Genomic DNA, 7,977 nt, shown 5'->3' with positions numbered 1-7,977 from the left:
GGGAGGGAGGGGTGATGGTAATGACAAAGACGCGACCTGTGAATGATCACTGGCCGCGCCCCGCAGATGCTTATTGTGCGACCTTGAACTGGCCCTGGCGCACCAGGGACAGGGCGAACAGCACCACGATGGCGGCGGCTGCCGATAGGGTCAGGGGCAGGCCGTAGCTGCCGCCGCTCATGGCCGCGCCGCTGAGCAGCGGTCCGAGCAGGCTGCCGATGCCCCAGAGCAGGCCGGCGCTGGCGTTGGCGGTGACCAGGTCCGGGCCGCTGAAGGACTGCCCGATCAGGACGATCGCCAGGGTGTAGATGCCGCCCGCCGCGGCCCCGAGGATCACCAGGCTCGGCCAGAGCAGGCCGGGGGTTTGCATCAACACCGGCAGGCCCAGGCCGATCAGCAGCGAGATGATGCCGCATCCCAGGTAGATACCGGGGCGTCCGAGCTTGTCCGAGATCCAGCCCAGGGGGAATTGGAACGCCGTGTCGCCCAGGAGAATGACGGTCACCATCAGGGCGGCGAGCTTGATGCTGTAGCCATGGTCGGCGGCATAGACCGGGAATAGCGAGAGCACCATGCTGTCGAAGAAGGCGAAGAACAGGATGCCCACGCACAGTGCCGGGGCGACGCGGATGAAGCCCAGTACCGAGAAGGTCCGGCTTTCGGCGTGGGGGCTCGGGGCATCTTCCCGGGGCAGGGTCAGCCAGACCACGGCGATGGCCAGCGCATAACCGATGGTGACGATGCCCAGTACGGCCGGCCCTTCGGTGCCCAGTACCGACACCAGGCCCGGTCCCAGCAGCTGGAAAAAGGTGAAGCAGGTGGTATAGACCGCCACCAGGCGCCCACGGCTGCTGTCTTCGGCCATTTCATTGACCCAGGTTTCCCCGAGGATGATGATCAGCCCGGCGCCCAGGCCCATGCCGATACGCGCCAGGCCCAGGCTGTAGAGATCAAGGCCCGGCAACTCCAGGGCGGCCACGCTCAGGGCGCAGAGGCTGAAGCACAGCAGGTAGATCTGGCGGCGGGTCAGGCGTTGGCACAGGACGTTGACCAGGAAGGCCGAGAGCATCATGCCGGCGGCGGGCAGGGCCGACATGAGGCCGATCTGGTTGTTGGAGGCCCCGGCCTGGTACAGGCGCAGGGCCAGGATCGGCACGCTGGAGCCGATGCTCAGGCCGACGATGGAGATGCCCAGTATCAGGGCGGCTAACAAGGCTTTGTTCATTGCTCAAGACCTGCACCCGGATTTCCAGGTGCCTAGATGAAGTAAAGAGGCGCAGTCATGCGTCGTGACGCCGGCGGCGGTGCAAACGATTGCCGGACGAACCCTGGTGGCGCGCGCAGGCCTTGGGGCAAGCAAGTTGTTTTCAGGTCGCTTGCCCCAGGTTCGGATCGCAGGGGGTTACGGGTGCCGGGGCAGTCGCGGTCAGCGCAGGCCTTGGGGCGGAGAGAAGGTGAAGGCGAACAGCACGCTGCGACGCCGACGATTGATCGCGCAGTCATGCTGGACAATGGCCAGGCTGGCCGAAGGGGAGATCGAGGAAGAATTGCACGCTAACTGTGCTGGCACGGACATCATTGTCTGACTGGTTGGAAAAAGAGGCGCACAGCCTACGTCAGGCCCTTGCGCCAAAGCAACCAGGCATGTGCATGGGTTTTTCAGGGATATATGAATAGCTTGGCCGCATGCCTGGCTGGCATGCGGAGGAGGTATCTGAGGGGATATTGCTTGAGCCGATTTGCCGGAGGAGCAGGGCGCTCTTCGTGGATTGCGTGGCAAATCAGTCTTGGAAGATGGCTCCACGACCTGGACTCGAACCAGGGACCCAGTGATTAACAGTCACTTGCTCTACCAACTGAGCTATCGCGGAATGCGCCGTATCTTACTGATTCAAAAAGGGAAGTCAAGCGCTTGAAGAAAAAAGGCGAATTTTTCTTCCGGTGTGCAGACGCTGCCCTCAGCCACCGAAGGTCAAGGTGCCAAGCATCAGCCTGGCCATCAGCGCATTGGCCGCCAGTTGCACCAGCCACAACGCCAGGCCCCCGAGGAATACGCCCAGGGCGATCTGCAGCACCAGGCCTTTTTCGCGTTTCTGCGAGCGGGGCAGGTAATGTTCGGGGTCGTCGCGTTCGGCCCGCAGGTCATCGTTTTTCATTGGCGGTTCTCGCTTGGCAAGACACGGTTTGAGTCTAGAGGGCGTGGGGGAGAATGTCGGGCGCCCATGAAAAAGGGGAAGCCGTGGCTTCCCCTCTTGTTCACAGGCTACCGGCAGTGGCTCAGATCACCTGGAGGATGGCCTTGGTCACCGCGCCGATATTGCTCTGGTTCAGCGCGGCAACGCAGATGCGGCCGGTGTCCAGGGCATAGATGCCGAACTCGTTGCGCAGCCGGCCCACTTGCTCGGCGCTCAGGCCGGAGTAGGAGAACATGCCGCGTTGGCGGCCAACGAAGCTGAAGTCGTGCTGTGGGGCGCCCTTGGCCAGCAGGTCGACCATCTGGGTGCGCATGCCGCGAATCCGCAGACGCATTTCCGCCAGTTCCTGCTCCCACTGGGCACGCAGTTCCGGGTTGTTGAGCACCGCGGCGACGATGGTGGCGCCATGGGTCGGCGGGTTGGAGTAGTTGGTGCGGATCACGCGCTTGACCTGGGACAGCACGCGGGCGCTTTCTTCCTTCGAGCTGCTGATGATGGACAGCGCGCCGACACGCTCGCCGTACAGCGAGAACGACTTGGAGAAAGAGCTGGAAACGAAGAAGGTCAGGCCCGAGTCGGCGAACAGGCGGACAGCGGCGGCATCTTCGTCGATGCCATCGCCGAAGCCCTGGTAGGCCATGTCCAGGAACGGCACCAGGTTCTTGGCCTTGACCACTTCCAGGACGTTCTTCCAGTCCTCGGGGCTCAGGTCGACGCCGGTCGGGTTGTGGCAGCAGGCGTGCAGGACCACGATCGACTGCTCTGGCAGGGCGTTCAGGTCTTCCAGCAGGCCGGTACGGTTCACATCATGGGTGGCCGCATCGTAGTAGCGGTAGTTTTGCACCGCAAAACCCGCGGTCTCGAACAGCGCGCGATGGTTCTCCCAGCTCGGGTCGCTGATGGCGACCACGGCATTTGGCAGCAGTTGCTTGAGGAAGTCGGCACCGATCTTCAGGGCGCCAGTGCCGCCGACGGCCTGGGTGGTGACTACGCGGCCAGCGGCCAGCAGTGGCGAGTCGGCACCGAACAGCAGCTTCTGTACCGCCTGGTCGTAGGCGGCGATGCCGTCGATCGGCAGGTAGCCACGGGAGGCATGCTGGGCTGCGCGGATCGTCTCGGCTTCGACAACGGCGCGCAGGAGTGGAATGCGTCCCTCCTCATTGCAGTACACGCCCACCCCAAGGTTGACCTTGTCGGTACGGGTGTCGGCGTTGAATGCTTCGTTGAGGCCCAGGATTGGATCGCGTGGTGCCATTTCGACAGCGGAGAACAGGCTCATTTTACGGCGGCTCTGAATGGAGTGTGGAGGGACGTGTCGCGCTCCAGCCGAATGCACTAGAGCGGTGCACAAACGGGGAGCTAGTATAGAGGCCATCATCGCGGCGGGCGACAGGCTATTAGCCTTTTGCGACAAGTTTTTCGGGTTATTTTCTGACCGTTAGTCTTATTGCAACATTCGGCGTGTTAGCGGGTGTAGGACCTTTACCTTGAAAGCTGTGGGATTTGGCTCCACATTCTGAATATTCCCGTTTTCTTTCCTCGACGACCTGGGTCGTACGTGGTCTTTCCCATTGCTGTCCGGTCGCGCCGCGCAGGATGATTCCAGAGGTAGGTTATGTCTGAGTTTCAGCTCGTTACCCGTTTCCAGCCTGCCGGCGACCAGCCGGAGGCCATCCGCCTGATGGTCGAAGGCATCGAGGCCGGCCTGGCGCACCAGACCCTGCTCGGTGTGACCGGTTCAGGCAAGACCTTCAGCATCGCCAACGTCATCCAGCAAGTGCAGCGGCCGACCCTGGTACTGGCCCCGAACAAGACACTGGCGGCGCAGTTGTACGGCGAGTTCAAGGCGTTTTTCCCGAACAACGCAGTGGAGTACTTCGTTTCCTACTACGACTACTACCAGCCCGAAGCCTATGTGCCGTCCTCCGATACCTTCATCGAGAAGGATGCTTCTATCAACGACCATATCGAACAGATGCGCCTGTCGGCGACCAAGGCGCTGCTGGAGCGCAAGGACGCGATCATCGTCACCACGGTGTCCTGCATCTATGGCCTGGGCAGCCCCGAAACCTACCTGAAGATGGTCTTGCACGTGGATCGCGGCGACAAGCTCGACCAGCGTGCCTTGCTGCGGCGCCTGGCGGACCTGCAATACACCCGCAACGACATGGATTTCGCCCGCGCGACCTTCCGGGTCCGCGGCGACGTGATCGATATCTACCCGGCGGAATCCGACCTGGAAGCGATCCGCATCGAGTTGTTCGACGACGAAGTGGAAAGCATCAGTGCCTTCGACCCGTTGACCGGCGAGGTGATCCGCAAGCTGCCGCGCTTCACCTTCTATCCCAAGAGCCACTACGTGACCCCGCGCGAGACCCTGCTGGAGGCCGTCGATGGAATCAAGGAGGAGCTGCAGGAGCGCCTGGAGTACCTGCGTTCCAACAACAAGCTGGTGGAAGCCCAGCGCCTGGAGCAGCGCACTCGCTTCGACCTGGAGATGATCCTCGAGCTGGGCTACTGCAACGGTATCGAAAACTACTCGCGCTACCTGTCCGGGCGTCCGGCCGGGGCGCCGCCGCCGACCCTGTATGACTACCTGCCGCCCGATGCCCTGTTGGTGATCGACGAGTCCCATGTCAGCGTGCCCCAGGTCGGCGCGATGTATAAGGGTGACCGTTCGCGCAAGGAAACCCTGGTGGAATATGGCTTCCGCCTGCCTTCGGCGCTGGATAACCGGCCGATGCGTTTCGACGAATGGGAAGGCGTCAGCCCGCAGACCATCTTCGTCTCCGCCACTCCCGGCAACTACGAGGCCGAGCACGCCGGTCGGGTGGTGGAGCAGGTGGTACGCCCCACCGGCCTGGTGGACCCCCTGGTGGAGGTGCGTCCAGCGTTGACCCAGGTCGACGACCTGCTGTCGGAAATCACCAAGCGCGTGGCCCTGGAGGAGCGGGTGCTGGTGACCACCCTGACCAAGCGCATGGCCGAGGATCTCACCGACTACCTGGCTGACCACGGCGTCCGTGTGCGCTACCTGCACTCGGACATCGATACCGTGGAGCGGGTGGAGATCATTCGCGACCTGCGCCTGGGTACTTTCGACGTGCTGGTGGGGATCAACCTGCTGCGCGAGGGCCTGGACATGCCCGAGGTGTCGCTGGTGGCGATTCTCGATGCCGACAAAGAAGGCTTCCTGCGCTCCGAGCGCTCGCTGATCCAGACCATCGGCCGCGCTGCGCGTAACCTCAATGGCAAGGCGATCCTCTACGCCGACAACATCACCGGCTCCATGCAGCGCGCCATCGGCGAGACCGAGCGCCGGCGCGACAAGCAACTGGCTTTCAACCAGGCCAATGGCATCACCCCAAAGGGGGTGGTCAAGGACATCACCGACATCATGGAAGGTGCCACCGTGCCCGGTTCGCGCAGCAAGAAGCGCAAGGGCATGGCCAAGGCCGCGGAGGAGAGCGCTCGCTACGAAAACGAGCTGCGTTCGCCGAGCGAGATCACCAAGCGCATCCGCCAGCTCGAGGAAAAGATGTACCAGTTGGCCCGGGACCTGGAGTTCGAGGCGGCAGCCCAGCTGCGGGACGAGATCAGCAAGCTGCGTGAGCGCCTGCTCAACGTCTGAGCGGTGCGCGCCCCCATGGCAGCGGCCATGGGGCGCAATCGCCCGTAACCGTGACCTGGGGTTAAATGCCCTCCTTACTGGAGCGCGCCTGGTATCGCCTGTTACCATTCGCCCCTTGTTTGTTCCTTAGCTTTTATATTCTTTCCGAGACATGCCATGACCACCGTCCGTACGCGCATCGCGCCATCGCCTACCGGGGATCCCCACGTAGGTACTGCTTATATCGCTTTGTTCAACTATTGCTTTGCCAAGCAGCACGGCGGTGAGTTCATCCTGCGTATCGAAGACACCGACCAACTGCGTTCCACACGTGAGTCCGAACAGCAGATCTTCGATGCCTTGCGCTGGCTGGGGATCAACTGGAGCGAAGGCCCGGATGTCGGCGGTCCCCATGGCCCGTATCGCCAGAGCGAACGTGGCGATATCTACCAGAAGTACGTCCAGCAACTGGTGGACATGGGGCACGCGTTCCCCTGCTTCTGTACCGCCGAGGAACTGGACCAGATGCGTGCCGAGCAGATGGCCCGTGGCGAAACCCCGCGCTACGACGGGCGCGCATTGTTGCTGTCCAAGGAAGAAGTGGCCCAGCGCCTGGCGGCCGGTGAACCCCATGTGATCCGCATGAAGGTGCCCAGCGAAGGCGTCTGCGTGGTACCGGACCTGCTGCGTGGCGATGTCGAGATCCCGTGGGATCGCATGGACATGCAGGTCCTGATGAAGACCGATGGCTTGCCGACCTACTTCCTGGCCAACGTGGTCGACGACCACCTGATGGGCATCACCCATGTGCTGCGTGGCGAAGAGTGGCTGCCATCGGCACCGAAACTGATCCTGCTTTACGAGTACTTCGGCTGGGAGCAACCACAGTTGTGCTACATGCCGCTGCTGCGTAACCCGGACAAGAGCAAGCTGTCCAAGCGCAAGAACCCGACTTCGGTGACCTTCTACGAGCGCATGGGCTTCATGCCCGAGGCCATGCTCAACTACCTGGGGCGCATGGGCTGGTCGATGCCGGACGAGCGCGAGAAGTTCTCGTTGCAGGAAATGGTCGACAACTTCGACCTGTCGCGGGTCTCCCTGGGCGGGCCGATTTTCGATATCGAGAAGCTGTCCTGGCTCAACGGCCAGTGGCTGCGTGACCTGCCGGTGGAGGAGTTCGCCACTCGCGTGCAGAAGTGGGCGTTCAACAGCGACTACATGATGAAGATCGCTCCCCATGTCCAGGGGCGGGTCGAGACCTTCAGCCAGATCGCGCCGCTGGCCGGGTTCTTCTTTGCTGGTGGAGTCACTCCGGATGCCAAGCTGTTCGAATCCAAGAAGCTGTCGGGCGATCAGGTGCGCCAGCTGATGCAGCTGATCCTGTGGAAGCTCGAAAGCCTGCGCCAGTGGGAAAAGGACAGCATCACCGCGACTATCCAGGCCGTGGTCGAATCCCTGGAGCTGAAGCTGCGCGATGCCATGCCGCTGATGTTCGCCGCCATCACCGGCCAGGCCAGTTCGGTGTCGGTGCTCGATGCCATGGAAATCCTTGGTCCGGACCTGACTCGCTTCCGTCTGCGCCAGGCTATCGACCTGCTCGGTGGCGTGTCGAAGAAAGAGAACAAGGAGTGGGAAAAACTGCTGGGCGCCATCGCCTGAGACGGCGTGGTGCCGCAGCAGTGCTGCCAGGAGCGGCGAGCTTTTCGACTACGCTTGAATCTCTGGCGTCAGGCGAATTGGTTGCCGCGACCGGCAATTCTCCAGGCTTGGCTCGACTCTTTTGCGGGAGTCGGCACAAGTCGGGAAGGGTGCAAAAGCCCGGTTTTTCAGGGCGGGCCGGTAAGTGTTTGTTATCCCGGTAATTTTTTTTGCAAAAAGCTGAAAAAAAATTGACAGCCTTGCGAACGCCCCTTAAGATTCGCCCCGTCCTAACCGACGAGGGGCTATAGCTCAGCTGGGAGAGCGCTTGCATGGCATGCAAGAGGTCGACGGTTCGATCCCGTCTAGCTCCACCAAATTTACAGTTCAAGGTCTGGCCACACCGGCCTTGAATCGATCGGCACTCAGCACCGATCAGTTGTATAGAAGGGTTTGCGTCCCCTTCGTCTAGTGGCCTAGGACACCGCCCTTTCACGGCGGTAACAGGGGTTCGAGTCCCCTAGGGGACGCCAG

The 7,977-nt window shown here is 62.1% G+C and carries 6 protein-coding genes and 3 tRNA genes; 4 read left to right on the top strand and 5 right to left on the bottom strand.

Annotated features, from left to right (window positions below):
• Nucleotides 1-70: 70 nt before the first annotated feature.
• The 5 genes from AC3WK8_RS31815 to AC3WK8_RS31795 form a co-directional block, all read right to left on the bottom strand.
• Nucleotides 71-1,225, bottom strand: a complete 1,155-nt coding sequence (locus tag AC3WK8_RS31815; RefSeq protein ID WP_103327153.1) for an MFS transporter — start codon at nt 1,223-1,225, stop codon at nt 71-73.
• A gap of 201 nt (nt 1,226-1,426) precedes the next feature.
• Nucleotides 1,427-1,570 carry a hypothetical protein gene (locus tag AC3WK8_RS31810; RefSeq protein WP_158250078.1) on the bottom strand — a complete coding sequence of 48 codons (144 nt, stop codon included), beginning with the start codon at nt 1,568-1,570 and terminating at the stop codon, nt 1,427-1,429.
• A 225-nt stretch (nt 1,571-1,795) separates the two neighbouring features.
• Nucleotides 1,796-1,871, bottom strand: a tRNA-Asn gene (locus tag AC3WK8_RS31805).
• Nucleotides 1,872-1,958: 87 nt separating this feature from the next.
• Nucleotides 1,959-2,156, bottom strand: coding sequence for a hypothetical protein (locus AC3WK8_RS31800; RefSeq protein ID WP_103327151.1), 198 nt, complete (start codon nt 2,154-2,156; stop codon nt 1,959-1,961).
• Between the two features lie 121 nt (nt 2,157-2,277).
• Nucleotides 2,278-3,474: an amino acid aminotransferase gene (locus AC3WK8_RS31795; protein WP_022643423.1), complete on the bottom strand. Its 1,197-nt coding sequence runs from the start codon at nt 3,472-3,474 to the stop codon at nt 2,278-2,280.
• A gap of 336 nt (nt 3,475-3,810) precedes the next feature.
• Here AC3WK8_RS31795 and uvrB point away from each other — a divergent pair, with 336 nt between their 5' ends.
• The 4 genes from uvrB to AC3WK8_RS31775 all read left to right on the top strand — a co-directional run bounded on the left by uvrB (nt 3,811) and on the right by AC3WK8_RS31775 (nt 7,976).
• Entirely contained in the window at nt 3,811-5,826 is a 2,016-nt protein-coding gene (uvrB, locus tag AC3WK8_RS31790) for an excinuclease ABC subunit UvrB (protein ID WP_085599510.1), read from the top strand.
• 156 nt (nt 5,827-5,982) lie between these two features.
• Complete coding sequence (gene gltX / locus AC3WK8_RS31785; RefSeq protein ID WP_085599509.1) at nt 5,983-7,464, top strand: glutamate--tRNA ligase; 1,482 nt, start codon at nt 5,983-5,985, stop codon at nt 7,462-7,464.
• A 280-nt stretch (nt 7,465-7,744) separates the two neighbouring features.
• Nucleotides 7,745-7,820 (top strand) — tRNA-Ala (locus AC3WK8_RS31780).
• Between the two features lie 80 nt (nt 7,821-7,900).
• Nucleotides 7,901-7,976: transfer RNA gene (locus AC3WK8_RS31775), tRNA-Glu, on the top strand.
• Nucleotide 7,977 lies beyond the last annotated feature (1 nt).

It is taken from the genome of Pseudomonas sp. FW507-12TSA (assembly GCF_058781435.1).
Note: the sequence above shows the minus strand (reverse complement) of the source record. Positions and strands in the feature narration are given on the sequence as shown.

Excerpts from the sequence above, each read along its gene's own strand:
- AC3WK8_RS31815 (WP_103327153.1), bottom strand. The coding sequence starts at position 1,225 with ATGAACAAAGCCTTGTTAGCCGCCCTGATACTGGGCATCTCCATCGTC.
- AC3WK8_RS31800 (WP_103327151.1), bottom strand. The coding sequence starts at position 2,156 with ATGAAAAACGATGACCTGCGGGCCGAACGCGACGACCCCGAACATTAC.
- AC3WK8_RS31795 (WP_022643423.1), bottom strand. The coding sequence starts at position 3,474 with ATGAGCCTGTTCTCCGCTGTCGAAATGGCACCACGCGATCCAATCCTG.
- uvrB (WP_085599510.1), top strand. The coding sequence starts at position 3,811 with ATGTCTGAGTTTCAGCTCGTTACCCGTTTCCAGCCTGCCGGCGACCAG.
- gltX (WP_085599509.1), top strand. The coding sequence starts at position 5,983 with ATGACCACCGTCCGTACGCGCATCGCGCCATCGCCTACCGGGGATCCC.